Raw genomic sequence first — 24,105 nt, forward strand, 5'->3', positions numbered from 1 at the left:
TGTGTTCAGCGTGACCGTCCGGGACCACATGATGATTGCCCACAGCTTTCAGGGCGAGGTGTTCGGTCCCGCCCAGCGACTACACGGGGCGACGTTCGTGGTGGACGCGACCTTCCGCCGCGGTGACCTGGACGCTGACGGAATCGTGGTCGACATCGGTCGGGCCACCGCGCAGCTGCGCGCGGTCCTCGCCGAGCTGACCTACCGCAACCTGGACGACGAGCCCGAGTTCGCCGGGGTGAACACCACCACCGAGGTACTGGCCCGCACCGTCGCCGACCGGCTCGCGGCGCGGGTGCGGGCGGGGGAGCTGGGCGCGGGCGCCGGTGGATTGACCGGCATCAGCGTCACCCTGCACGAGTCGCATGTCGCCTGGGCCAGCTACGAACGGTCGTTGTGACCCGCGCCCTGCACGCGGTGCTGCCGGGCGACGTGGACGATCCGACCACGCCGAGTGGTGGCAACCGGTACGACCGGCGGGTCCTGGACGGGCTGGCGGCCGCCGGCTGGTCGATCCACGAGCACCCGGTGCCCGGTGCCTGGCCGTACCCGGCGAGCGCGGAACGCTCCGTCCTCGCCGGGGTGCTCGACGCGCTGCCGTCCGGGTCACTCGTCCTCTTCGACGGGCTCGTCGCCAGCGCGGTGCCGGAGCTCCTGGCCCCGAATGCCGGGCGGTTGCGCCTGGCGGTGCTGGTGCACCTGCCGCTGGCCAGCGCGGCGGAACGGGTCGCCCTGCGGCACGCGGCGGTGATCGTGGCGACCAGTACCTGGACCCGCCGGTGGCTGCTCGACCGGTACCGGCTGCCCGCCGAGCGGGTGCGCGTCGCGGTGCCCGGGGTTGACCGGGCCGTCCCCGTACCCGGCTCGGCAGCGGGCCAGCGGCTGCTCTGCGTCGCCGCCCTCACCCCACACAAGGGACACGACACGCTGGTGGACGCCCTCGCCATCGTCAGGGAGCTAGCCTGGCGCTGTGACTGCCTCGGGTCGCTCACCCAGGACCCGGGTTTCGTCCAGCGGCTCCGGCGACGGATCGACGACCTGGGCCTCGCCCGGCGGGTGCACCTCGCCGGACCCCGTACCGGCTCCGCACTGGCCGGTGGGTACGCCACTGCCGACCTGCTGGTGCTGGCCTCTCGGGTCGAGACGTACGGAATGGTGGTGACGGAGGCGCTGGCGCGGGGCGTACCGGTGCTGGCTACCACCGCCGGTGGGTTGCCCGACACCCTCGGCCGCGCCCCCGACGGGACGGTGCCCGGAATGTTGGTGCCCCCAGACGACCCGGCGGCCCTCGCCGGCGCGCTCCGCCGCTGGCTCGCCGACCCGGCCTTGCGGGACCGGCTGCGCCGCGCCGCGCGCGCACGCCGGGAGACTCTCACCGGCTGGACCACCACCACCATGTCGCTCGCGGCGGCGCTGGAAGGAGCGAGATGACGAAGCGGGGCGGTGACGTCGAGCTGGGCCTGCCGGCGGCCTTCGCGGACTGGCTCACCCGGCGTGAACCGGCCGACGCCGCCGCCCGCGTCGTCGACCTCGCCGACCGGCTGCGGGCCCGGCTCACCGGCACCCGCCCGGTGGTGGTCCACGACCTTGGCAGCGGTACCGGTGCGATGGGCCGGTGGCTCGCTCCCCGCCTACCCGGGCCCCAACACTGGGTTCTGCACGACGGGGACGCCGGCCTGCTGGCCCGGGTCGCCGCCGACCCGCCACCGGTCGCCGCCGACGGGAGCCCGGTCACCGTCGAGACCCGGCGGGGAGACCTGACCCGGCTTACCGCCACCGAGCTGGCCGAGGCCGACCTGATCACCGCCTCCGCGCTGCTGGACATGCTCACCGCTGAGGAGGTCGGACGGGTGGCGGCGGCCTGCGCCGGGCGGCCGGCCCTCTTTACGCTCTCGGTGGTCGGCCACGTCCGGCTCGACCCCATGGACCCGCTCGACGCGGAGGTCGCCGCGGCCTTCAACGACCACCAGCGCCGTACTGTTCGGGGACGGCGGCTACTCGGTCCGGACGCGGTGGCCCGCACCGCCGCGGCCTTCGTCGGGCAGGGCGCTGCGGTCACGCTGCGGTCCAGCCCGTGGCGGCTCGGTTCCGCCGACGCGGGCCTGTTGGGGGAGTGGTTCGCCGGCTGGCTCGACGCGGCCCGGGAGCAGCGCCCCCAGCTGGCCGGCCCGCTGACCGGGTACGCGCGTCGTCGCCGGGACGAACTCGCCGCCGGCCGGTTGTCCGTGCTGGTAGACCACCAGGACCTGTTGGCCCTGCCGACGGTGCATCGGTGACCGCTGTGGAGGGTGCCTACCTCACGGAGGTGGAGCGGGTAGAGCCGGCGGACCCCCCGGGTCGGCGACTCGCGAGGGGGGACCGGATGGCGATGGTGTCACGCACAGCGGCGGCCGACGGCCGGCTCTGGGCGTGGGCCCGGACACTGGGCGGTCTCGGTCTGCTGGCTCTGTTGCTCTGGGTGGTGGGCACCGGCCCGTTTCTCGATGGGCTGCGTCTGATCACCGCTCCGGCCTTGGCGGCGGCGCTGGCGATCGGCGGGATCACCACGGTCTGCGGCGCATGGCGCTGGAGCCTGGTGGCCCGGGGACTGGGGGTCCGGCTGCCGCTGCGAACCGCCGTCGCCCACTGCTACCGGGCGGTCTTTCTCAACGCGACCCTGCCCGGCGGGATGCTGGGCGACGTACACCGGGCGGTCCGCCACGGGCAGGCCACGGGGGACCTCGGTCGGGGTGTCCGGGCCGTCCTCTGGGAGCGGACCGCCGGCCAGGCGGTCCTCGCGGTGGTCGCGGTGGTGGTGCTGGCCACGTTCCCGTCCCCGGTCCGGCCGTATCTGCCGGTGGTGACCATCACGCTGGCCGGGGTCGGCCTCGGCGCAGCGCTCCTGGCGTGGCGGCGTCCGGCCGGTCAGTCGCGGTGGGCGCGGGTGGTCCGCGTCGCCATCGCCGACATCCGCGTCGGCCTACTGGCTCGCCGCACCTGGCTCGGGGTGCTGCTCGCCTCGACCCTGGCGGTGGCGGGGCACCTGGCGACCTTTGTGCTCGCCGCCCGAACCGCCGGCTCGACGGCGCCGCTGTCGCTGCTGTTGCCGTTGACCCTACTGGCCCTGCTCGCCATGGGAGTTCCGGCGAACATCGCTGGCTTCGGGCCCCGCGAGGGCGTGGCCGCGTGGGCCTTCGGCGCGGCCGGTCTCACCGCCGCTGAGGGCGTCTCTACCGCCATCGTCTATGGAGCTCTGGTGCTCGTCGCCAGTCTTCCCGGGGCCGCCGTCCTGGCGGCCCGTCGTGTCCGCGTGCCGGCTGGCACCCGCTGACGAGGAGTCCGATGCATCCCATTGCCACGATCAGCACCCAGGTCATCGTCCCGTTACGATTTCCAGACGGGTATGCCACCACGGCCCGGGTCTACTCCTTCGCTGGTCTGGTGGACGGTCGCGAGCACCTGGCTTTCGGGCTCGGCGACCGGACTGACCCGGCGGCTGTGCCGACGGAGCGCTCGGTGCCGCTGGTACGACCGCACAGTGAGTGCCTTACCGGGGACGTGTTCGGCAGCCAGCGCTGCGACTGCGGCCCGCAACTGCGCGAGGCGGTCGAACGGATCGCCGAGCGCGGTGGCTACCTGCTCTACCTGCGCCAGGAGGGCCGGGGCATCGGCCTGTACGCGAAGTTGGCGGCGTACGCGTTGCAGGACGCCGGGTTGGACACGTACGAGGCGAACGTCGCCCTCGGCCACCGGGCGGACGAGCGGGACTACACCGTCGCCGCGCAGATGCTCACCGCTCTCGGCGTGGACCGGGTCGCGCTGCTCAGCAATAACCCGGACAAGTGCGCACAGCTGAGCCGACACGGCATCGCCGTCAGCGAACGGGTGACCACCGGGGTCTTCCTCTCCGCGGCCAACGCCGACTATCTGGCGGTCAAGGCGACTCGCGGCGAGCACGCCCTCGACCTGTCCTTCGTACATGACTGAGCGCCCGTACGTCCTGCTCAGTTGTGCTGCGTCGTTGGACGGCTACATCGACGACGCGACCGGTCGGCGGCTGGTGCTCTCCAACGACGCTGATCTGGACCGGATCGACGAGGTGCGGGCTGGCTGCGACGCGATCCTGGTCGGTGCGGGCACCATCCGGCGAGACGATCCGCGGCTGCTGGTGCGGTCCGCGGCGCGACGGGCCGAGCGGGTCGCCCGTGGCCGGGCTGCCTCGCCTGCCCGGGTGACCGTCACCGGCGGTGGCGACCTTGACCCGGGGGCCCGGGTATTCACCACCGGTGCCACCGTACGGTTGATCTACTGTGCCACCTCGGGGATGGAGAAGGCCCGGGAGCGCCTCGGCCAGGTCGCCACCGTGGTTGACGCCGGGGAACCGGTCAACCTGGCGCCGGTGCTCGCCGATCTGGCCGCGCGGGGGATTGGCCGGTTGCTGGTGGAGGGGGGCGCGAGCATGCACACCCAGTTCCTCTCCAGTGGGCTCGTTGACGAGCTGCACCTGGTGGTCGCCCCGTTCTTCGTCGGGGACGGCCGGGCACCCCGCTTCGTGCGAGACGGCTCTTTTCCGTGGCATGCCGGTCGCCGGGCCCAGGTCGCCGAGGTGCGGCAGATCGGCGATGTCGCGTTGGTCCGCTATGCCCTCTCCGACCGCTGTCCCGGCTGACGGCAGCAGCTGGTGTGCTCGGGTGCTCGAGCTTCCGGTGCCCGAGCCTTCCGGTGTCCGGACCTTCCCGCTGCCGGTCAGTCAGCGGCCCGCGTCGGCGCGGTCCAGGAACATCAGTCGGGCCTGCTTGCCCGGCAGGTCGACCAGCGGCCCATCGACGAAGCCGGTGCGGCGCAGCCGAGCCTGTGCGCGCTCGTTGCGGGCGTCCGGCTCGGCGACGATCCGCTGGTGGGTGGGGTCGGCGAAGACGAAGTCGACCAGGAAGTCGAAGAGGTGGCCGGTGAAGCCCGGCTCGGGGCGGGCGGGGCGGGGCGGGGGGCCGATCAGAAAATGTATGCCGTGGTCGCCGGGCTGGACCGGGTATACCTCGCCGACCGGATCGGCGCCCGGCTGGTACGTCTGGAACAGCGCCGCCGGCCCCCCGTCGCGTAGCGCCAGCCAGGCCTGGTGAGTGGGGAGTGAGTCCAGGTAGCGGTAGATCTCCGCCACCCGATCCCGACCGGCGTCACGCATCCCCCAGAACCGGGCCCGCTCCTGGCTGACCCAGCTGTGGATGAGGTCCAGGTCGCCCTCCGGATCCACCGGCCGCAGCTGCACCTCGCCGAAGCCCGCGACTACCCGCCCGAAGGCCACCCGGTCACCCATCTCGCTCCTCCGTCAGCTTGTCCCAGTCGGTGACCACCGGCAGCAGCTCCCCGCGTTGCCAGGCTGCCAACTGGTCGTCGTCGTGCGCCGAGCCCGGCACGCCATCCGCGCCGAGGGGTACCACCCAGCGGCTGTTCTCGCGCCGGGCGAGGTCCCAGGCGTACCGGGCGGCCGGTCCGCGCCGGCACAGGTCGGTTACCCCCGGCACGCTGGAGGTGGAGAGCACACAGTCGTGCTCCCCGCCGAGTTCCGGTCCGGCATCCGCCTCCGAGGAGTCCGGTACCGGATTGTGCGCGACCATGCTCGCCGCGAGCACGTTGACCGGCACCGCCCGCCAGGGCGCGAGCCGGTGCCGGGCGCCCCACCGGGCTGCCTCGCCGCCGACGGCGGGGTCGAGGTCGCTGCCCGCGACCTCCAGCAGCGCGGCCCGGACCAGGGCCGGCGCGTCCAGCCCGGGGAGTGCGTCGGGAGCGAGCAGCGCGCCCAGCGCCGTCCCCACCCGAGGGGTCAGCGCCAGCCAGGGCGCGAAAACCTCCGGGTACGCCGGTGGGTCGGCGAGCGCCGCCAGCGCCGGATGCGCGGCGATCCGCCGGACCAGGGCGGCCCGGACGGCGGCGAAGGCACCCGCGTCGGCGCTGTCGGCAGCCATCCGTCGATCCCAGCGCAGCAGCCGGTCCCGCAGCGCGGCGGCCGGCGTCGGCAGCTCCGCCAGGCCCGCCAGGAGGGTCAGCAGCGGCCCGGCGGCGGCCGAGTACGTGTCGGTGTGCACGTCGGCCATTCGCTCCGCCGTCCAACCGGCGGTCGCGTCGAGTAGTTCGCGGATGCGCCGGGCCCGGTGCGGGGGTGCGAACTCGACCCCCAGCGGAGCGGAGACCGCACTCTCGTTGGCCATCACGGCGACCTCGGTGACGGTAGCCCGCGGCATCGCGCACCAGCCAGACCAGGCGTACCGGGGCTCCCACGCCGGCACGACCCGTAGGCCGTTGTCGGGTGGACGGGCCGGCACCGCACCGGCGACCCGGTGTAGCAGCCCACCGGCGGTGTCGGCGGCGAGCACCACATTGACCGGCTCCACCCAGTGCTCCACGGCGGCGTCAACATCGGCGACGGTGCGAGCCCGCAGCAGCGCCGGCAACGCGGCGAAGCCCAGTTCGCCGGTGACCCGGGGCGGGTAGCGGAGACTGATCGCCTCGGCCGACTCCGGCCCGCCGACGATCACCGGCCCCCGGTCGGTCTCCACCACCTCCACCTCGACCGGCTCGCCGCCGGCCACTGTGATCGTCTCTGCGTGGGTGCGCGTCAGCTGCCAGCCGTCCGGCCCGTACGCCTCCACGCCGCCGCCCCGTCGACGTAGCCGCTCGGCGTACAGGTCCTGGTAGTCGGCCATCGCGTTGGTGATCGCCCAGGCGACCTCGCCGGTGTGCCCGAAGTGGGCGATGCCGGGAACCCCCGGCACTGCCAGGCCGACCACGTCGTACGCCGGGCCGGCGAGGCGGATCTGCTGGTAGATGCCCGGGTCCTCGATGTACCGGTGTGGGTCGCCGGCGAGTATGGCGGCGCCGGTGGCAGTACGTTCGCCGGCCAGCAGCCAGCCGTTACTGCCGGAGCTGACCGGCGCGTCCGCCTGGAAGAGCGCGACGGCGTCCGGGCCGAGTCGCCGGGCGACATGCTCGCGCCAGAGCTTGCTGGGGAAGCCGGCGAACAGGACGTGGTGGGCCAGCCAGATCGCCAGCGGGGTCCACGGCTCCCACCGACCGGCGTCGAGCCCGGCGGTGGCGAAGCGCGGGTCGCGCGCCGCCCCCGCGGCCAGGCCGGCGTTGACTCCAGCCACGTACCGGCCCACCCAGGAGGCGGTCGCCGGGTCGAGGCGGGCGTGGCAGCGCCGGGCGGTGTCGGCGATACGGGCCTGGCGGGCGAGCCGGTCCCACGGCACCGCCTCGGGGCCGAGGAACGCGGCGCTCGCCCCCACCGATCGGTGCCGCTCCACCTCGATCTGCCAGGCCCGGTCGTACGCGGTGACCCGGCCCTGGGCGTAGGCCAGCTCGTCGTGCTCGGCGGCCCGCAGGTGCGGCACCCCCCACCGGTCGCGGAAGAGTCTCACGCCGTGACTCCGATCGGGGTCCGGCGCCGGGCCGCCGGCACCACCAGCGGGGTGCCGGTCTCCGGATCGTCGATGACCCGGCAGGGGAGGCCGAAGACCTCCTCGACGAGCGCGGCGGTAACCACCGTCTGGGGCGGGCCCGTCGCCACCACCTGCCCGTCGCGCATCGCGATCAGGTGGGTCGCGTAGCGGGCGGCCTGGTTCAGGTCATGGAGCACGGCGACCAGCGTACGGCCCTCCTCCTCGTGTAGCCGGGCGCAGAGGTCCAGGATCTCGATCTGGTGGGCGATATCCAGATACGTGGTGGGTTCGTCGAGCAGTAGCAGCGGGGTCTGCTGGGCGAGGGCCATGGCGAGCCAGACCCGCTGTCGTTGCCCGCCGGAGAGTTCGGCTACCGGACGGTCGGCGAGGTCGGTGACGCCGGTGGCCGCCATCGACTCGGCGACCACCGCCTCGTCCTGGCGGGACCACTGCCGCAGCAGCCCCTGGTGGGGGTATCGGCCCCGGGAGACGAGTTCGGCCACCCCGATCCCGTCGGGGGCGATCGACGACTGGGGCAGCAGGCCGAGGGTCTTCGCGATCTCCCGGGCGGGGCGTCGGTGGATGTCCGCCCCGTCCAACAGGACCGCACCGGCGCTCGGCTGGAGCAGCCGGGACAGGGCCCGCAGCAGGGTGGACTTGCCGCACGCGTTCGGGCCGATGACGACGGTGAATGACCGGTCCGGAATCTCAACGGTCAACTCGCGGGAGATGGTCCGCCGTTCGTAGGCCAGGGTCATCGCGCTACCGCGCAACCGGGACCGCATCTTCGGTGCTCCGTTCTCCGTCGTTGTCACAGTCGGCCCGCCCGGCGCTCGGCCGCCAGTAGCCAGATCAGGTATCCGCCGCCGATCAAGCCGGTCACGACGCCTACCGGCAGTTGGTGGCCGGGGACGGCGCGCTGAGCGATCTCGTCGGCAACGACCAGTAGGAGCGCCCCGAGCAGCGCCGAGGGCAGCAGGTTGGGCCCGGGTGCGCGGGTGAGTCGTCGGGCCAGGTGCGGCGCGGTGAGCGCCACGAAGTTGACCGGGCCGGCAGCCGCCGAGGCGAGGGAGACCAGCAGTACGGCCGCGCCGAGCAGGGCCAGCCGTAGTCGTTCGACCGGCACGCCGAGGGCGTTGGCGGAGTCATCGCCCATCTCCATCAGCCGCAGGGCGGGTCCGGCGCCGGCCAGCACCGCCGGCCCGAGTAGGGCGAGGGCGATCAGGACCGGCAGGGCGTGTATCCAGTCCCGGCCGTCGAGGCTGCCGGTGAGCCAGAGTACGGCCCGGGCGGCGTCCATCAGCGGGGCGCGGGTGAGCAGCCACCCGTTGATCCCGGTAAGGATCGCAGCGACCCCGATGCCGGCCAGCACGAGTCGGTAGCCGTGCACTCCACGTCGCCAGGCGATCACGTAGACTAGGAGGCCGGTGGCGAATCCGCTGACGGCGGCGGCGCCGGAGAGCATCGTGCTGGTACCGCCGACGACAACTACCACCAGCGCGCCGGTCGCCGCGCCCTGGGTGAAGCCGAGCAGGTCGGGACTGCCCAGGGGGTTGCGGACCAGGGTCTGGAAGACGGCGCCGGCCAGAGCCAGTGCGGCCCCCACCGCGATCGCGGTGGCGAGGCGGGGGAGCCGTAGCTCGTGGACGATGAACTCCTCGGCCGGCGTACCGTCGCCGGCCAGGGTGCGGAGTACGTCGGCGGCGCTCATCGGGTAGTCGCCGCTACCGAGTGCCAGCACACCCACGGCCAGGGTGAGCAGCGCGCAGGTCAGGCCGACGGCGAGGGCGCGCGGGTGCAGGCGCAGCGAGACGTCACCAGGAGTACGCAAGACGATCATGGCTGCCCCACCCGCCCACGGAGTACCAACCAGAGGAAGAGCGGCCCACCCAGCACGGCGGTGACCATGCCGACCTGGAGTTCGCCGGGGCGGCTGAGGACCCGGCCGAGCACGTCGGCGCCGAGCAGGAGCACGGGTGCGAGCACGGCGCAGTAGGGCAGTAGCCACCGTAGGTCCGGCCCGGTCAGCGCGCGTACCAGGTGCGGGACCAGCAGCCCGACGAAGACGATCGGTCCACAGGCGGCGGTGGCGGCGCCACAGAGCAGGGTGACCGCCGCGATGACCGCTGCCCGGATCAGCGCCGGCCGCGCGCCGAGCGCCCGTGCGGTGTCGTCGCCGAGGGCGAGGGCGTTCAGTGGGCGGGCCACGGCGAGGGCGAGCAGCAGCCCCGCGGCGACGAACGGTGCCACCGTGCCGACGATGGCCAGTTCGGCGCTGGCCAGTGATCCCACGGTCCAGAACCGCAGCCGTTCCAGCGAGGCGGTGTCGAGCAGCATGATCGCGCTCACATACGAGTAGAGGGTGGCGTTGAGCGCGGCGCCGGCGAGGGCCAGTCGCGCGGGGGTGGCGCCGCGCCCACCGCCCACGACGTAGCCGGCGGCGGTGACGGCGGCAGCGCCGATCAGCGCGAACCAGATCTGTCCGTTCAGTCCCGCGACGCCGACGAGGGCCGTGCCGGTGGCTACCGCCGCGGAGGCGCCGGCGTTGATGCCGAGTAGCCCGGGGTCGGCGAGCGGGTTGCGGGTGAGTGCCTGCATGACCGCCCCGGCCACCCCGAGGGCGGCCCCGGCGAGCAGACCGAGCAGCGTGCGGGGAAGTCGCATCTGGTGGACCACGGTGTACTCGTCCGCGCCGGGGTCGAGCAGGGCGGGCCAGACGTCGGCGAGGGGGAGGGCCTTCGCCCCGACGGCGATGCTGAGCACCGCGACGACGGCGAGCAGGAGCACAGCGGCGGCGAGGCCGCTGGCGCGGGTGACGGTGCGACCGCGTCGGCTGGGGTGCGCCGAAACCGTTTGCGCAGCGGACGGCGGTGAATGAGTGACGGACAGGGTGGGCTCCGAGTTGGTGCGAATCGCGGGGGCGGGACTTGACAGCATCATTGGTTAGGTTAGCCTAACCTCGCTATCCATGGTCACCCGCGACCCCGACCGAAAGATCTAACATGTCGCATCCCGCGTCCGCCCGTCGACTTTCCCGTCGTGGCCTGCTCGCCGCCGCCGGCGGTCTCAGCCTGGCCGCTCTCCTCGCCGGCTGCGGCAGCGAGGATACCGACACCCCCACCGCCGACACTGACTCCGGCCCCTGGTCCTTCACCGACGACCGAGGCGAGAAGCTCTCCGCCGACGCGCCTCCGACCCGCGTGGTCGCCTTCACCGGAGTGGCCGCGGCGCTGGTCGACTTCGGCGTCAACGAGCAGGTCGTTGGCGTGTTCGGCGAAACCACCCGCGCCGACGGCAGCAAGGACCCGCAGGCCGGGGAGCTGAACGTGGAGAGCGTGGAGATCCTCGGCAACACCTGGGGCGAGTTCAACCTGGAGAAGTACGCCGGCCTGCGGCCCGAACTGCTGGTCACCCACATGTACGACCCCGATGCGCTCTGGTACGTGCCGGACGAGAGCAAGGACAAGATCGTCTCCCTCGCCCCGGTCGCGGCGATCACCACGGCTCGGGTGCCGATGACCCAGCCGATCAAGCGATACGCGCAGCTCGCCGAGTCCCTCGGCGCGGACCTGTCCGCGTCGGCGGTGACCAAGGCGAAGGCCCGCTTCGACGCCGCCGCGGAGTCGGTCCGCGAAGCCGTCAAGGCCAACCCCGGTATCAAGGTGATGGCCTGCTCCGGCAGCCCCGACCTGTTCTACGTCTCCAACCCGCAGGTCAGCACCGACCTGATGTACTTCGCCGAGCTCGGCGTTGACCTCGTGGTGCCCACCAAACTGGAGGCGGGCGACTACTTCGAGGCACTCAGCTGGGAAAACGCCGGCAAGTTCCCGGCCGACCTGCTGCTGCTCGACAACCGCGGCACCGCGCTGCAGGCCGACGACCTCGCCGCCAAGCCGACCTGGGCGCAGCTGCCGGCCGTGGCGGCCAACCAGATCACCGCCTGGGACGCCGTGCCCCGCTTCTCGTACGCTGGTGCCGCTCCGCTGCTGGAGAACCTGGCCACCGCGATCAAGGGTGCGAAGAAGGTCAGCTGACCGTCGGGTCCCGGCCGGCGACGCCGGCCGGGACCGCCCGAAGCCACTCACCGCAACCGCCGTCAGCGCACGGCGGACGATGGCGGCTGCCCGCATCTGGGCACCATGAAGATGAGGATCACCGATGAACCCGTCCGCAGGCCCCGTTGCCGCCGTACCGCTCGACCAAGGGCCCAGCTCGGCCCGAACCGACGCGGGGTCCGCGTCCCCGGGCACTGTCGAGGCCGCCCAGGCCTACCTGCTCGGCAACGGCTCGGTCGACCACTATCGACAGGCGCTCGCCGACGGGGTGGAGCGGGTGGCCCAGCGGGTCGCCGCGGTCGACCGACCCTTCACCGGGGTCACCCCGGACGAGTTAGCCCCGCTCGTCGGCGGAATCGAGCTCGACCGGCCGCTCGGCGACCACACCACCGCCCTGGCCGAGTTGGACGAGCTGTGGCTGCGCGACGCGGTCTGGTTCCACCACCCCCGCTCGCTGGCCCACCTCAACTGCCCGGTGGCGATTCCCGCGCTGCTCGGCGAGGCGATGCTCACCGCGGTCAACCCGTCGCTGGACACCTGGGACCAGAGCGCTGGCGCCACCTTCATCGAGCGTCACCTGATCGAGTGGACGGCCGCCCGGATCGGCCTCGGAGCGGCCGCCGACGGGATCTTCACCAGCGGGGGAACCCAGTCCAACCTGCACGCCCTGCTGCTGGCCCGGGAGGAGGCCGTCGCGCACGCCGCCGATGCCGACGCCCGGGCCGCGCTCCTGCCCCGGCTGCGGATCCTCACCTCCGCCGCCGGGCACTTCAGCGTCCAGAAGGCCGCGAAGCTGCTCGGACTGGCGCCCGACGCGGTGATCACCGTCGGGACCGACGCGGCCCGCCGGATGTGCCCGCAGGCGCTGGACCGGGAACTGGAACGTTGCCAGCGGGCCGACCTGCCGGTGATGGCGGTGGTCGCCACCGCCGGTACCACCGACTTCGGCACCGTGGACCCGCTGCCGGAGATCGCTGGGCGCTGCGCCACCGCCGGCGCCTGGCTGCACGTTGACGCCGCGTACGGCTGCGGCCTGCTGGTCTCGCCGACCCGCCGGCACCTGCTCGACGGCATCGAGCAGGCCAACTCGGTGACCGTCGACTACCACAAGTCCTTCTTCCAACCGGTCAGCTCCAGCGCGCTGCTGGTCCGGGACCGCCAGGTGCTGCGGCACGCCACCTACCACGCCGACTACCTCAACCCGGCCCGGGCGGTCGCCGAGCGCATTCCGAACCAGGTGGACAAGAGTCTGCAGACCACCCGCCGGTTCGACGCGCTGAAGCTGTGGTTGACCCTGCGGGTGATGGGCCCGGACGCGATCGGCGCCCTCTTCGACGAGGTCTGCCGCCGCGCCGTTGACGCCTGGGCCCTCGCCGACGCCGACCCCCGCTTCGAGGTGGTCGCCCGCTCCCCGCTGAGCACCGTCGTCTTCCGCTGGTGCCCCGCCGGCACCGACGCCGAGCTGGCCGACGAGGCCAACCGGCACGCCCGGGCCCAACTCGCCGCCTCCGGCACCGCCATGGTGGCCGGCACCATGGTGGACGGCCGGGCCCACCTCAAGTTCACCCTGCTCAACCCCGCGACCACGAGCGCGGACGTGACCCTCGTGCTGGACCTGATCGCCGAACACGCCGGCCGGTACGCGCACGACCACGCCTCCGGGCGGAGCGTCCGCCCCGCCGATCTGTCCTGCTCGGTCGCCTGATCAACCACTTCGCAACACCCCGTCTGGAGAAGCACATGACCACCCACGACTTCATCGCGATCGGGCTCGGCCCCTACAACCTGGGTTTGGCCTGCCTGACCGAGCCGATCTCCGAGCTGGACGGGCTCTTCCTGGAGGCCCGGGCCGACGTCTCCTGGCACCCCGGCATGCTGCTGGAGTCCACCCGACTGCAGACGCCGTTCCTCGCCGACCTGGTGACCTTCGCCGACCCCACCTCGCCGTTCTCCTTCGTCAACTACCTGAAGGAGACCGGCCGGCTCTACCCCTTCTACATCCGGGAGAGCTTCTTCCCGCTGCGGGCGGAGTACGACGCCTACTGCCGGTGGGCGGCAGACCGGCTGTCGACCCTGCGCTTCGGGCACACCGTCACCACGGTGGAGTACGACGCGGCCAACGGCGAGTACGTGGTGCACGCGGAGACCGCCGACGGCCCGGTCACCCACCGGGCCCGGCGCCTGGTGCTCGGCACCGGCACCTCGCCCGAGCTGCCCGCCGTCTGCCAGGGGCTGGGCGGGGACGTGTTCCACAACTCCCGCTACCTCGAGCACCGGGACGCACTGCGGAGCAAGCGGAGCATCACGATCGTCGGTAGTGGGCAGAGTGCCGCCGAGATCTACCACGAACTGCTCACCGACATCGACACCTACGGTTACCAGCTCAACTGGGTGACGCGGTCGCCCCGCTACTTCCCGCTCGAGTACACGAAGCTGACGCTGGAGATGACGTCACCGGACTACGTGGACTACTTCCACGCGCTGCCGGAGGAGACCCGCTACCAGCTTGAGAAGGAGCAGGTCGGGCTGCTCAAGGGAATCAACTCCGACCTCATCAACAGCATCTTCGACCTGTTGTACGCGCGCAGCGTCGACGGCCCGGTCCGTACCCGGCTGCTCACCAACACCGAGCTGGTCAGCGCCGCCCACGACGCCGGTACATACACGTTGGGTCTGCGCCACCACGAGCAGGGTCGGGACTTCACCCTCGACACCGAGGGCCTGGTGCTGGCCACCGGCTACCGGTTCCAGGTGCCGGCGTTCGTGGACGGGATCCGGGACCGGCTCCGTTGGGACAGCCACGGCCGGTTCGACCTCGCCCGAAACTACAGCATCGACCACACCGGACGAGAGGTCTTCCTCCAGAACGGCGGCACCCACACGCACAGCGTCACCTCACCTGACCTGGGCATGGGACCGTACCGGAACGCGTACCTCATCCGGGAGCTGCTCGGCCGGGAGTACTACCCGGTGGAGAAGAGCGTCACCTTCCAGGAGTTCGGGGCCCCGGCGGCGGTGGACTCGTGACCGTGCACACCCGCCAGGACCCGCTCCTGGGCGAGTTCACGCTGCGCGCTCTCGACCCGGAGGGTCACGCCCCGCTGCTGCACCGCTGGGTAACGGCTCCGAAGGCGGCCTTCTGGCTGATGCAGGACGCCGACGTGGCGCAGGTCGCCGCCGAGTACCGGCGCATCGCCGACCACCCGCACCACGACGCGTACCTCGGGTGGCACGAGGGGACGCCGGTGTTCCTCGCCGAACGCTACGACCCGGCCCACGTGGAACTCGTGGGCCGGTACGACGCGCACCCCGGTGATGTCGGTATGCACTTCCTCTGCGCGCCCACCGAGACGCCCGTGCCCGGGTTCACCCATGCCGTCCTCACGACGGTGCTGGACTGGCTCTTCGCCGACCCCGCCACCCAGCGGGTCGTGGTGGAGCCGGACATCCGGAACACCGCTGTCCACGCCCGCAATGCCGCCGTGGGCTTCCAGGTCGTCGGCCCGGTGCAGCTACCGGCGAAGACCGCCCTCCTGAGCATTTGCACCCGCGCGGCCTTCCGCGCCGCCACCGAAGGAGCGCCCGCATGAACCCCGGCGATGCCGTCACGCACCTCACCCCGGCGCGCTGGGAGCAGGCCAACCGGCTGCTGGTGCGCAAGGCCCTCGCCGAGTTCGCGCACGAACGGCTGCTCACCCCGGAGCCGATGCCGGCCGAGCCGGGGCGCTACCGCGTCCGCAGCGACGACGGCATGATCGAGTACCGCTTCACCGCCCGGCTGCTCGCCCTGGAGCACTGGCAGATCGACCCCGACAGCATCACCCGACACGGGGAGTCCGGGCAGCTGTCCGTTGACGCCGGCGACTTCTGCCTGGAGCTGCGCGGCGCGCTCGGTCTCTCCGACCGGGTCCTGCCCGTCTACCTGGAGGAGATCACCGCCACCCTCGCCGGGACCGCGTACAAGCTCGCCCGAGGTGGGCCGGCGGCGGAGGAACTGGTCGCCGCCGACTTCCAGACCGTGGAGTCGGCGATGACCGAGGGGCACCCCTGCTTCGTGGCCAACAACGGCCGCCTCGGGTTCAGCTCTGACGAGTACCACCGGTACGCGCCGGAGGCCGCCGCGCCGGTGCGGCTCAGCTGGCTCGCCGCGCACCGGGACCACTCGACCTTCAGCTGCTCGGCCGAGCTGGACTACGACACCCTGATCCGTGCCGAGTTGGATGAGCAGACCCGGGCCCGGTTCGCCGCCATCCTGGCCGGGCTCGGCCTGGACCTCGCCGACCATCACCTCATCCCGGTGCATCCCTGGCAGTGGCAGCACAAGCTCTCGGTGACCTTCGCCGGGGAGGTGGCCCGCCGGCACCTGGTCTACCTCGGTGCGGGGCCGGACGACTACCGGGCCCAGCAGTCCATCCGGACCTTCTTCAACCTGACCGAACCCGGCCGGCACTATGTGAAGACCGCGCTGTCCGTGTTGAACATGGGCTTCATGCGGGGCCTGTCAGCCGCCTACATGGCGGCCACCCCGGCCATCAACGACTGGCTCGCCGACCTGATCGACGGCGACGAGGTGTTCCGCGGCACCGGCCTGACCATCCTGCGCGAGCGGGCTGCCGTCGGCTACCGGCATCGGCAGTACGAGGCGGCGACAGATCGCTACTCCCCGTACCGAAAGATGCTGGCGGCGCTGTGGCGGGAGAGCCCGGTGCAGGGGTTGGCGCCGGGCCGGCGACTGGCCACCATGGCCTCGCTCCTGCACGTTGACCCGGACGGCCGGTCCCACACCGCCGCGCTGATCGCCGCCTCGGGGCTGACCCCGGCGGCCTGGCTCCGCCGCTACCTCGACGCCTACCTGGTGCCGTTGCTGCACGCCTTCTACGCGCACGACCTCGTGTTCATGCCGCACGGCGAGAACGTCATCCTGGTCCTGCACGAGGGCGTGGTCGAGCGGGTGATCTTCAAGGATATCGCCGAGGAGATCGCGGTGATGAGCGCCGACGCGCCGTTGCCGCCGGCGGTGGAGCGGATCCGCGCCGACGTACCGGAAGAGATGCGACTGCTGTCGATCTTCACTGACGTCATCGACTGCTTCCTGCGGCACCTCAACGCCGTGCTGGTCGAGGCAGGGGTCTGCCCGGAGGAGACCTTCTGGCGGACGGTCGCCGAATCCGCCGCCGGATACCTGGACCGGGTGCCGCACCTGGCCGAGCGGGCCCGCCGGTACGACCTCTTCGCGCCCGAGTTCGCGCTCTCCTGCCTCAACCGGCTGCAGCTGCGCGACAACCAGCAGATGGTTGACCTCGCCGACCCGGCCGGGGCGCTGCAACTCGTCGGCACGCTGGCCAACCCGCTCGCCCCGTACCGCCCCGGCACCTGAGGGGCCCGAACTAGCCCGCCGGGTAGGCGTGCGTCTCCGCCACCCGGACCGCGGCCCACACCCGTTGGCCTGGGATCAGGCGCAGGGTCGCCGCGGTCGCGGGTGGTACGTCGGCCGCCGCCCGGAGTGGCCCGTCCAACTGCACCCGCAGGTTGTCGCCATGGCGCTGCACCCCGGCGACCGTCGCCGGCCAGGTGTTGGGTGGGCTACCGGCGGGCTGGTCGTCGTGCAGCGCCACCGCCGAGGGGCGGAACGCGACGAAGGCGTCCCCGTCGAGGTGCTCCGGGACGGTGAGCAGGAGGTCGTCGGCGACCCGAACAGAGTTGTTCTCGGCCTGGCCCCGGTGCAGGTTCAGCCCGACCAGCTGGGCGACGTAGTCGGTACGGGGCCGGGCGGTGACCGCGGCCGCATCCCCCTCCTGGACCACCCGGCCCTCCTCCACGATCACCAGCCGGTCGGCCAGCACCAGTGCGTCGAGCGGGTCGTGCGTGACCAGCACGGTGGCGCCGGGGTGGGCGGCCAGGTGCCGGTGCAGCTCGGCGCGGGTCTCCAGGCGGGTACGGGCGTCCAGGGCGGCCAGCGGCTCGTCGAGCAGCAGCACGGCCGGCCGTACCGCGAGCGCCCGGGCCAGCGCCACCCGCTGGGCCTGCCCGCCGGAGAGCTGCCCGGGTCGCCGGCGGGCGTGCTCGACCAGCCCCACCCGGGCCAGCCATTCGCCGGCGCTGCGCCGGGCCGTCCGCCGGTTGGCGCCGTGCCGGCGGGGGCCGAAGGCCACGTTGTCGCGCGCGTTCAGGTGGGGGAAGAGCAGATAGTCCTGGAAGACCACGCCGACCGAACGGTGCTCGGCGGGGACGAACGTGCGCCGGTCCGGCCGGTCCAGGTCGCTGCCCGCCACCGTGATGTGGCCGGCGGTCAGGGGCTGCAGACCGGCAAGCGCCCGTAGGGCGGTGGTCTTGCCGGCGCCGTTTGGACCCAGCAGCGCCACCACCTCACCGGCGGCGACTCGCAGTGGTACGTCCAGCCGGAAGTCGCCCCGCTCCACCGCGAGGCGCGCGTCCAGGAGGTGCCCGGTCATGGTGTGGTGATCCATCGGTCGCGTAGCCCCGCCAGGATCACGACCGAGACGACGAGCAGAACCAGGCTGAGTACGATCGCGGCCTCGACATCGGTCTCCAGCGCCAGGTAGACCGCGAGCGGCATGGTCTGGGTCCGGCCCGGGTAGTTGCCGGCGAAGGTGATCGTGGCACCGAACTCGCCCAGCGCGCGGGCCCAGCACAGCACCGCGCCGGCGGCCAGGCCTGGGCCGACCAGTGGCACGGTGACGTGTGTGAACGTGGTCCACCGGCCGGCGCCGAGGGTGGCCGCGGCCTCCTCGTACCGGCGGTCGGCACCGCGTAGTGCCCCCTCCACGGCGATGACCAGGAACGGCATTGCCACGAACGCCTCGGCGAACACCACGCCGGTGGTGGTGAACGGCAGCGTGAATCCGAAGGTCTGGTCGAGCCAGCCGCCGATCAGCCCGCGCCGACCGAAGACCAGCAGCAGGGCCACCCCGCCCACCACCGGTGGGAGTACCAGGGGCACGGTCACCAGGGCGCGCACCAGCCGCCGGCCGGGGAACTCCACCCGGGCGAGCAGCCACGCCAGCGGTACCCCGAGCAGCAGGCAGAGCAGGGTCGCCAGGGTGGCGGTGAGCAGCGACAGCCGCAGCGCGGCGAGCACCCCGGGTTCGGCGAGCCGCTGCGGCAGGGTGCTCCACGGGGTGCGGGCCAGCAGACCGATCAGCGGCAGGGTCAGGAAGGCCAGACCGAGCAGCGCCGGCAGCAGCAACGCGACCGGAACGCCACTGCCCGGCCGCCGGGCACTACGCGGCCGGCGGGAGCCCGCCGGCCGGACCGGCTGGTCGATGAGCGTCACGGCGCCTGGAACCCGGCCTCGGTGAGCACCGCCTGTGACTCGGCGGACCGGACGTGGGTCACGAACGCGTGGGCCGCGGTCGGGTTCGGCGCATCGGCCAACACGGCGATCGGGTAATCGTTGACGGCCTGGGCGGACTCGGGGAACTCCACCGCCGCCACCTCCGGGGCGGCGGCCCGGGTGTCGGTGCGGTAGACGAGGGCGGCGTCCACCTCACCCAGCCGTACCTTCGCCAGGGCCCCCCGAACGTCCGCCTCCAGGGTGACCGGGGTCGGCGCGACTCCGGCGACGTCGAGCGCCCGCCGGGCGGCCGACCCACACGGCACCTGCTCGGCACAGAGCGCCACCTTCAGCCCGGGCCGGGTCAGGTCACCCAGGCTCCGTACCCCCTCGGGGTTGCCGGCGGCGACCGCGATGACGAGCTGGTTGCGGACGAAGACGGCCGGTGTGCCGTCCGTGCCGTCGGCGGTGGTGACGGCGGCCAGGTGGTGCGGGGCGGCGGAGGCGAAGACATCCGCCGGGGCGCCTTCGGTGATCTGGGTGGCGAGGGCGGAGCTGCCGGCGAAGTTGAACACGACGGTGCTGCCCGGGTGGGCTGCCTCGAAGTCGCGTCCGATCCGGTCGAACGTCGCGGTGAGGGACGCGGCGGCGAAGACGGTCACCGTGCCGGTCACGCCACCGTCGGCGGTTTCGCCGCCCGGGGCGCCACAGCCGGCCAGGACCAGCGTGACGGCGCCCGCCATGACCGCGGTGCGCGGCCTCACGGCACCGGCCTTCCCCGGGTGCCGGCCGGCGGCGTAGCCCGCTCGACCAGTACGTTCGTCGACTTGATCACGGCGACGGCCAGCGAGCCGACCCGCAGGTCCAGTTCGTCAACGGCCTCCCGGCTCATCAGGGAGACGATGCGGAACGGGCCGGCCTGGATGTCGACCTGGGCCATCACGGTGTCCCGGACGACGCCGACGACGATGCCGCGTAGTCGGTTGCGGGCCGACGAGGCGTCGGACCGCTCGTCGCGCTCGGCCGCCTGCGCGCGGGCGAACGCCGCCAGATCCACCCCGTCCACGGCGCGGTGTCCGTGCTCGTCGCGTTCTGCCCGAATGCGCCCGGCGTCGATCCAGCGGCGGACGGTGTCGGCGCTCACCCCGAGCAGCTCGGCCGCTTCCCCGATCCGGAACCTCGTCACCCGATCACCCTAGCGTCTGCATCCAAGAGCTGTTGACCCGCTTCTTCCCGGCGGTTGCAAGGCATCAGGGTTAAGATTCCTCGCAACCACGAGGTCTGGGTTCCACTCGGGCGCCGGCGTGCCGACCTGACCCGATGGTCAGGTCGAACCGTCGGCGGCGGGATCGACGGGGCGGCCGGCGCCGCGGGTGGACGCCGCGGGCTGGGTCGACCCGACCGCGCATAATGTGGGTACGCCGGAGCTGCCCCGGCAGTCAGCACACGTGAGATGGTGGGGAGTACGGTGCCGCAGACGATTCCGAACGCAACCCGGAACACCCGGCAGCGAGCCGAGGTGCTCGCACTGCTTGGGGAAGTCGACGGGTTCCATACCGCGCAGCAACTGCACCAGATGCTCCGCGACCGCGACGCCCGGGTGGGCCTGACCACCGTCTACCGCACCCTGCAGCTTCTGGTGGACGCCGGTGAGATCGACTCCACCCGGCTGCCCGGCGGCGAACAGCTCTTCCGCCAGTGCAGCCAGAGTCGTCACCACCACCACCTGGTCTGCCGGTCCTGCGGCCGGACCGTGGAGGTGGCCGGCCCGGCGGTCGAACGCTGGGCCGACCAGGTAGCGGCCGAGCACGGCTTCACCGAGGTCGGGCACACCCTGGAGATCTTCGGCAACTGCGCCGCCTGCGCCGCGTCCTGACCGCTGTCGGGCTGTCATGAGCCGGGGTGTTTCCCGCCCCGCCGGCCGGGAAATCGGCACTGCGGCACCCCGGCAACGCGGCGTCTCGCGCGCCGCCCGACGAACGGACGCCGATCGCCATGACGTACCGTCCGGCCACCGACCGTCCCGACCTGGACACCCTCACCCTCGGGGTGGAGGAGGAGTTTCTGCTGCTGGACTCCAATACGGGGGAGAGCATGCCGGTCGCCGCTCGGGTACTCGACGGGTTGTCCGGCACCGCCTATGAGCAGAGCCGGCAGGAGTTTCGACACAGCATGGTCGAGATGGTCACGCCGGTCGTATCCGACCTGACGGAGCTGCGGCGACACCTGGTGGCGCTGCGCACCGCCGCCATTGACGCGGCCGAGGCCGCCGGCGCCCGCCTCGTCGCGGTGGGAGCGACTCCGGTGAACGAGGCGCACCGGACCGTACCGGACGAACCTCGCTACCACGCGATGTCCCGGCGGTTCGGACCGGTCGCGCACGACCCGGCGGTCTGCGGCTGCCACGTGCACGTCGGCGTGCCCGATCGGGAACTGGCGGTCCAGGTCTGCAATCACCTGCGCCCGTGGTTGCCGGTCGTGCAGGCCCTCACCGTCAACTCCCCGCTGCACGACGGCCAGGACACCGGGCACGCGAGCTGGCGAGGAATGCAGCTGGAGCGTTGGCCGAGTATCGGCCCCACCCCCTACTTCGACTCGGCCGCCGACTACGACGCCACGGTGGCGGATCTGATCAAGGCGGGGATCATGCTCGACGCCGGAATGGTCTACTGGTATGTCCGGCCCTCCGTCGCGTACCCCACGGTCGAGGTGCGGGTCGGCGACGTCTGTCCCACGGTTGACGACACGGTGCTGGTGGCTGCGTTGGTACGAGCCCTCGTCGCGACCCTCGCGGCGGAGGTCCGGGACGGTGCCCGTGCGACCCGGATCCGTGGCTGCCTGGTCTCCGCCGCCCACTGGCGAGCCGCTCACGACGGGCTCGACGGTGACCTTGTGGACCTCCGTACCGGGCACGCCCGGCCGGCCTGGGACCTGGTGGACGAGATGTTCGCCCTCGTCACGCCCGCCCTGGAGCGTCAGGGCGACCGGGGGTATGTGCGCGACCAGCTAACTCGGCTCCGGGACGAGGGCACCGGTGCGGCACGACAGCGTCGGATACTGGAGCGGACCGGCTGCGATGTCCGCGCCGTGCTGGCCCACCTGGCCGCACAGACCCGCCCCGTCCCGGCCTGAGCCGGACCGCCCGTCCTGCCGCTGGGCTGAAGCCCGTCGTAGCGGCCGCCCGCCCTACCGATGGTGTGTCTGCAGCCACAGCTCCAGCAGTCCGAGCTGCCACAGTTTGTTGCTGCCGGCCGCGGCCTGCGTCGCCGCCGGATCGGCGAGCAGTTCGTCAACATACTCGGGCTGGAACAGCCCCCGTTCCTGGGCGGCCGGTGCCCGCAGCGCGTCGAGCACCAGCTCTCGCACCCGCCCGGAGACGTTGCGCAGCGCCGGCACCGGAAAGTACCCCTTCGGCCGGTCGATCACCTCGCCCGGGAGCACCTCCCGGGCGATCTCTTTGAGCACGCCCTTGCCGCCCTGCGCCACCTTGTGCTCAGGCGGACAGGCCGCGGCGAGCGCGACCAGGTCCTGGTCCAGGAAGGGGGTGCGGACCTCCAAGCCCCACGCCATGGACATACTGTCCACCCGCTTGACCGGGTCATCGGGGAGCATCCGGTGCGTATCCAGGCGTAGCACCGCGTCCAGCGCCGTCTCCGCGCCCGGCGCGGCCAACTCGGCGACGAGCAGTTCCCGGCTGGCGTCCCGGTCATGGGCGTACGCCGGACTGACAACCCGGGACAGCTCGGCGTGGTCACGGTCGAAGAAGGAGGCGGCGAACACCTCCGCCGCCCCGTCCCGGGGTGCCGTCGCGAGCGGCTGGTGGTAGCCGTACCCGGCGAACACCTCGTCGGCGCCCTGCCCCGACTGGGCCACCTTGACGTGCTTGGCCACCTGCTCGCTGAGCAGGTGGAAGGCCACCACGTCGTGGCTGCCCATCGGCTCGGTCATCGCGGCGATCGTGGCCCGCACCGCCGGCAGGAGGTCGTTGTCGGCGAGCCGGATCCGCCGGTGGTCGGTGCCGAAGGCCCGGGCCACCTGGTCGGAGTAGTGGAACTCGTCACCGACCTCGTCGCCCTGGCTGTCGAACCCGATGCTGAACGTCTGCAGCTGGTGTTGGCCCGCCTCGGCGAGCAGGGCCACGATGAGACTGGAGTCCAGTCCACCGGAGAGCAGCACCCCGACCGGGACGTCCGCCACCAACCGCCGGCGAACCGCTGCGCGCAGGGCGTCCCCGACCGCTGCCTGCCAGTCCCGGGCATCCCGACCGGCGTGGGCGGGGTCGCGGGCGTACTCCGGCCGCCAGTAGACGTGTTCGCGGCTGCGCCCGTCCGCCTCGACCACCCGCAGCGTCGCCGGGGGCAGCTTCCGGACGCCGCGCAGTACGGTCCGCGGCGCCGGCACGATCGAGTGCCAGGAGAGGTAGTGGTGCAGGGCAACCGGGTCGATGTCGGTGTCCACCTCGCCGGCGTGCAGTAGCGCGGGCAGGGTTGAGGCGAAGCGCAGGCGACCGGGGGACTCCGCCAGGTAGAGCGGCTTGATGCCGAGCCGGTCGCGGGCCAGCAGCAGCCGCTGGCGGGTTCGGTCGAACAGCCCGATTGCGAACATGCCGACCAGGTGGTCGACGAAGGCTTCCCCCCACTCGGCGTACGCCACCAGGATGACTTCGGTGTCACTGGTGGAGCGGAAGGTGTGCCCGGCGGCTCGGAGCTCCTCGCGCAACTGCGGATAGTTGTAGATACACCCGTTGAAGACCAGCGCTGAGCCGAGGTCCTCGCGCACCATCGGCTGAGCACCGGCGTCGGAGAGATCGATGATGGTGAGCCGGCGGTGTCCGAGGGCTACCCAGCCGTCCGTCCAGTGGCCGGTGTCGTCCGGGCCGCGGGACTCCATCGCCTGGCTCATCCGGATCACCGCCTCGGTGTCCGGCCTCGATCCGTCAAAACGCGCTTCCCCGCTGATGCCGCACACGCTCAGTGCCCCTCTGGCCGCTGTCCGGCGGTCCGGGAGGGCCGATGGCCGAGCGTCGAATCCATGGCCACCGTCCCGTCGCACCGTTTCACCTGGCCACCGGGCCTGGCCCGGGCCCCGTCCCGCGGACGGGTGCGCCGGGTACCCGGGCTCGGGGTCACTCAAACCCGCCCCGGTGCCCGGCACCGGCCAGACCACGCAGTGTTCTCCCGCGGCCAGCATCGGGCGTCGTGGTCGGCCAGCCGGCGACCGGCGCACCGGTGGCGCTTCGCCGTCCGGACCGAGCGTCGAGGCGGACCCGCGACCGGTATAGCGTGGCGCGGGCCCCCTAGGGTGGTGGCGACCGGTTCACCCGGGCGGGGGTACCGACGCG

23 protein-coding genes are annotated in these 24,105 nt (G+C 72.6%); 13 read left to right on the forward strand and 10 right to left on the reverse strand.

The features are described from left to right. Position 1 precedes the first annotated feature (1 nt). From AC1UKG_RS07090 to AC1UKG_RS07115, 6 genes are all read left to right on the forward strand, one after another. A complete protein-coding gene (locus AC1UKG_RS07090; RefSeq protein WP_018730536.1) occupies positions 2-400 on the forward strand; it encodes a 6-pyruvoyl trahydropterin synthase family protein in 399 nt (132 codons plus the stop codon). After that, the gene (locus AC1UKG_RS07095; protein ID WP_029122881.1) at positions 397-1,431 is read left to right on the forward strand and encodes a glycosyltransferase family 4 protein; all 1,035 of its coding nucleotides are present in this window, start codon (positions 397-399) and stop codon (positions 1,429-1,431) included. Before AC1UKG_RS07090 ends, AC1UKG_RS07095 begins: the two co-directional genes overlap by 4 nt. Continuing rightward, a complete protein-coding gene (locus AC1UKG_RS07100; protein WP_482642655.1) occupies positions 1,428-2,276 on the forward strand; it encodes a small ribosomal subunit Rsm22 family protein in 849 nt (282 codons plus the stop codon). Before AC1UKG_RS07095 ends, AC1UKG_RS07100 begins: the two co-directional genes overlap by 4 nt. Before the next feature lie 86 nt (positions 2,277-2,362). Then, complete coding sequence (locus AC1UKG_RS07105; protein WP_026325089.1) at positions 2,363-3,310, forward strand: lysylphosphatidylglycerol synthase transmembrane domain-containing protein; 948 nt, start codon at positions 2,363-2,365, stop codon at positions 3,308-3,310. 11 nt (positions 3,311-3,321) lie between these two features. Continuing rightward, positions 3,322-3,966 (forward strand): GTP cyclohydrolase II, encoded by a 645-nt coding sequence (locus AC1UKG_RS07110; protein WP_018742256.1) that lies wholly within the window; start codon positions 3,322-3,324, stop codon positions 3,964-3,966. Beyond that, on the forward strand, positions 3,959-4,648 hold the full coding sequence (locus AC1UKG_RS07115; protein WP_018742257.1) for a dihydrofolate reductase family protein: 690 nt from the start codon (positions 3,959-3,961) through the stop codon (positions 4,646-4,648). Before AC1UKG_RS07110 ends, AC1UKG_RS07115 begins: the two co-directional genes overlap by 8 nt. Positions 4,649-4,729: 81 nt before the next feature. On the opposite strand, the gene AC1UKG_RS07120 is transcribed toward AC1UKG_RS07115, so the two are convergent. Genes AC1UKG_RS07120 through AC1UKG_RS07140 form a run of 5 tightly spaced genes read right to left on the reverse strand, consistent with a single transcriptional unit; the run spans position 4,730 to position 10,352 of the window. Further along, on the reverse strand, positions 4,730-5,293 hold the full coding sequence (locus tag AC1UKG_RS07120) for a GNAT family N-acetyltransferase (RefSeq protein ID WP_018742258.1): 564 nt from the start codon (positions 5,291-5,293) through the stop codon (positions 4,730-4,732). Then, positions 5,286-7,394, reverse strand: coding sequence for a penicillin acylase family protein (locus AC1UKG_RS07125; protein WP_482642654.1), 2,109 nt, complete (start codon positions 7,392-7,394; stop codon positions 5,286-5,288). The genes AC1UKG_RS07120 and AC1UKG_RS07125 overlap by 8 nt, the downstream gene beginning before the upstream one ends. Next, a complete protein-coding gene (locus AC1UKG_RS07130) occupies positions 7,391-8,200 on the reverse strand; it encodes an ABC transporter ATP-binding protein (RefSeq protein WP_018813391.1) in 810 nt (269 codons plus the stop codon). The genes AC1UKG_RS07125 and AC1UKG_RS07130 overlap by 4 nt, the downstream gene beginning before the upstream one ends. Before the next feature lie 26 nt (positions 8,201-8,226). After that, positions 8,227-9,255: an iron chelate uptake ABC transporter family permease subunit gene (locus tag AC1UKG_RS07135; protein ID WP_018742261.1), complete on the reverse strand. Its 1,029-nt coding sequence runs from the start codon at positions 9,253-9,255 to the stop codon at positions 8,227-8,229. Then, entirely contained in the window at positions 9,252-10,352 is a 1,101-nt protein-coding gene (locus tag AC1UKG_RS07140) for an iron chelate uptake ABC transporter family permease subunit (protein ID WP_026271126.1), read from the reverse strand. The genes AC1UKG_RS07135 and AC1UKG_RS07140 overlap by 4 nt, the downstream gene beginning before the upstream one ends. Before the next feature lie 65 nt (positions 10,353-10,417). Between AC1UKG_RS07140 and AC1UKG_RS07145 the strand changes: the two genes are divergently transcribed. The 5 genes from AC1UKG_RS07145 to AC1UKG_RS07165 all read left to right on the forward strand — a co-directional run bounded on the left by AC1UKG_RS07145 (position 10,418) and on the right by AC1UKG_RS07165 (position 16,847). Next, a complete protein-coding gene (locus AC1UKG_RS07145) occupies positions 10,418-11,449 on the forward strand; it encodes an ABC transporter substrate-binding protein (protein WP_018742263.1) in 1,032 nt (343 codons plus the stop codon). Positions 11,450-11,573: 124 nt separating this feature from the next. Continuing rightward, a complete protein-coding gene (locus tag AC1UKG_RS07150) occupies positions 11,574-13,175 on the forward strand; it encodes a pyridoxal phosphate-dependent decarboxylase family protein (RefSeq protein WP_482642653.1) in 1,602 nt (533 codons plus the stop codon). 35 nt (positions 13,176-13,210) lie between these two features. Continuing rightward, entirely contained in the window at positions 13,211-14,497 is a 1,287-nt protein-coding gene (locus tag AC1UKG_RS07155) for a SidA/IucD/PvdA family monooxygenase (protein ID WP_018742265.1), read from the forward strand. Continuing rightward, positions 14,494-15,060 (forward strand): GNAT family N-acetyltransferase, encoded by a 567-nt coding sequence (locus tag AC1UKG_RS07160; protein ID WP_482642652.1) that lies wholly within the window; start codon positions 14,494-14,496, stop codon positions 15,058-15,060. The genes AC1UKG_RS07155 and AC1UKG_RS07160 overlap by 4 nt, the downstream gene beginning before the upstream one ends. Further along, positions 15,057-16,847 carry an IucA/IucC family protein gene (locus AC1UKG_RS07165; protein ID WP_482642651.1) on the forward strand — a complete coding sequence of 597 codons (1,791 nt, stop codon included), beginning with the start codon at positions 15,057-15,059 and terminating at the stop codon, positions 16,845-16,847. The genes AC1UKG_RS07160 and AC1UKG_RS07165 overlap by 4 nt, the downstream gene beginning before the upstream one ends. Positions 16,848-16,857: 10 nt before the next feature. On the opposite strand, the gene AC1UKG_RS07170 is transcribed toward AC1UKG_RS07165, so the two are convergent. From AC1UKG_RS07170 to AC1UKG_RS07185, 4 genes are read right to left on the reverse strand one after another with little or no spacing between them, the layout of a single operon-like run. Then, positions 16,858-17,922, reverse strand: a complete 1,065-nt coding sequence (locus AC1UKG_RS07170; RefSeq protein ID WP_018742268.1) for an ABC transporter ATP-binding protein — start codon at positions 17,920-17,922, stop codon at positions 16,858-16,860. Further along, on the reverse strand, positions 17,919-18,764 hold the full coding sequence (locus AC1UKG_RS07175) for an ABC transporter permease (protein WP_018742269.1): 846 nt from the start codon (positions 18,762-18,764) through the stop codon (positions 17,919-17,921). Before AC1UKG_RS07175 ends, AC1UKG_RS07170 begins: the two co-directional genes overlap by 4 nt. Next, positions 18,761-19,528: a molybdate ABC transporter substrate-binding protein gene (gene modA / locus AC1UKG_RS07180; protein ID WP_026325090.1), complete on the reverse strand. Its 768-nt coding sequence runs from the start codon at positions 19,526-19,528 to the stop codon at positions 18,761-18,763. The genes AC1UKG_RS07175 and modA overlap by 4 nt, the downstream gene beginning before the upstream one ends. After that, positions 19,525-19,950: a TOBE domain-containing protein gene (locus AC1UKG_RS07185; RefSeq protein WP_018730517.1), complete on the reverse strand. Its 426-nt coding sequence runs from the start codon at positions 19,948-19,950 to the stop codon at positions 19,525-19,527. The genes modA and AC1UKG_RS07185 overlap by 4 nt, the downstream gene beginning before the upstream one ends. 267 nt (positions 19,951-20,217) lie before the next feature. Here AC1UKG_RS07185 and AC1UKG_RS07190 point away from each other — a divergent pair, with 267 nt between their 5' ends. Together AC1UKG_RS07190 and AC1UKG_RS07195 are read left to right on the forward strand one after the other, a co-directional pair. Then, the gene (locus AC1UKG_RS07190) at positions 20,218-20,640 is read left to right on the forward strand and encodes a Fur family transcriptional regulator (RefSeq protein WP_018742271.1); all 423 of its coding nucleotides are present in this window, start codon (positions 20,218-20,220) and stop codon (positions 20,638-20,640) included. A gap of 119 nt (positions 20,641-20,759) precedes the next feature. Next, positions 20,760-21,896, forward strand: a complete 1,137-nt coding sequence (locus AC1UKG_RS07195) for a glutamate--cysteine ligase (protein ID WP_018742272.1) — start codon at positions 20,760-20,762, stop codon at positions 21,894-21,896. Between the two features lie 54 nt (positions 21,897-21,950). Here AC1UKG_RS07195 and AC1UKG_RS07200 read toward each other — a convergent pair whose 3' ends face one another. Then, the gene (locus AC1UKG_RS07200; RefSeq protein WP_080641875.1) at positions 21,951-23,732 is read right to left on the reverse strand and encodes an N-acetylglutaminylglutamine amidotransferase; all 1,782 of its coding nucleotides are present in this window, start codon (positions 23,730-23,732) and stop codon (positions 21,951-21,953) included. Between the last annotated feature and the right edge of the window lie 373 nt (positions 23,733-24,105).

This window comes from Salinispora sp. CH2A1_6 (assembly GCF_056820975.1).

What these genes read in the sequence shown, in the direction of transcription:
- AC1UKG_RS07115 (WP_018742257.1), top strand. Translation starts at nt 3,959, where the DNA reads ATGACTGAGCGCCCGTACGTCCTGCTCAGTTGTGCTGCGTCGTTGGAC.
- AC1UKG_RS07155 (WP_018742265.1), top strand. Translation starts at nt 13,211, where the DNA reads ATGACCACCCACGACTTCATCGCGATCGGGCTCGGCCCCTACAACCTG.
- AC1UKG_RS07105 (WP_026325089.1), top strand. Translation starts at nt 2,363, where the DNA reads ATGGCGATGGTGTCACGCACAGCGGCGGCCGACGGCCGGCTCTGGGCG.
- AC1UKG_RS07150 (WP_482642653.1), top strand. Translation starts at nt 11,574, where the DNA reads ATGAACCCGTCCGCAGGCCCCGTTGCCGCCGTACCGCTCGACCAAGGG.
- AC1UKG_RS07195 (WP_018742272.1), top strand. Translation starts at nt 20,760, where the DNA reads ATGACGTACCGTCCGGCCACCGACCGTCCCGACCTGGACACCCTCACC.
- AC1UKG_RS07140 (WP_026271126.1), bottom strand. Translation starts at nt 10,352, where the DNA reads ATGCTGTCAAGTCCCGCCCCCGCGATTCGCACCAACTCGGAGCCCACC.
- AC1UKG_RS07130 (WP_018813391.1), bottom strand. Translation starts at nt 8,200, where the DNA reads ATGCGGTCCCGGTTGCGCGGTAGCGCGATGACCCTGGCCTACGAACGG.
- AC1UKG_RS07165 (WP_482642651.1), top strand. Translation starts at nt 15,057, where the DNA reads ATGAACCCCGGCGATGCCGTCACGCACCTCACCCCGGCGCGCTGGGAG.
- AC1UKG_RS07110 (WP_018742256.1), top strand. Translation starts at nt 3,322, where the DNA reads ATGCATCCCATTGCCACGATCAGCACCCAGGTCATCGTCCCGTTACGA.
- AC1UKG_RS07145 (WP_018742263.1), top strand. Translation starts at nt 10,418, where the DNA reads ATGTCGCATCCCGCGTCCGCCCGTCGACTTTCCCGTCGTGGCCTGCTC.
- AC1UKG_RS07190 (WP_018742271.1), top strand. Translation starts at nt 20,218, where the DNA reads ATGGTGGGGAGTACGGTGCCGCAGACGATTCCGAACGCAACCCGGAAC.
- AC1UKG_RS07170 (WP_018742268.1), bottom strand. Translation starts at nt 17,922, where the DNA reads ATGACCGGGCACCTCCTGGACGCGCGCCTCGCGGTGGAGCGGGGCGAC.
- AC1UKG_RS07120 (WP_018742258.1), bottom strand. Translation starts at nt 5,293, where the DNA reads ATGGGTGACCGGGTGGCCTTCGGGCGGGTAGTCGCGGGCTTCGGCGAG.
- AC1UKG_RS07100 (WP_482642655.1), top strand. Translation starts at nt 1,428, where the DNA reads ATGACGAAGCGGGGCGGTGACGTCGAGCTGGGCCTGCCGGCGGCCTTC.
- AC1UKG_RS07135 (WP_018742261.1), bottom strand. Translation starts at nt 9,255, where the DNA reads ATGATCGTCTTGCGTACTCCTGGTGACGTCTCGCTGCGCCTGCACCCG.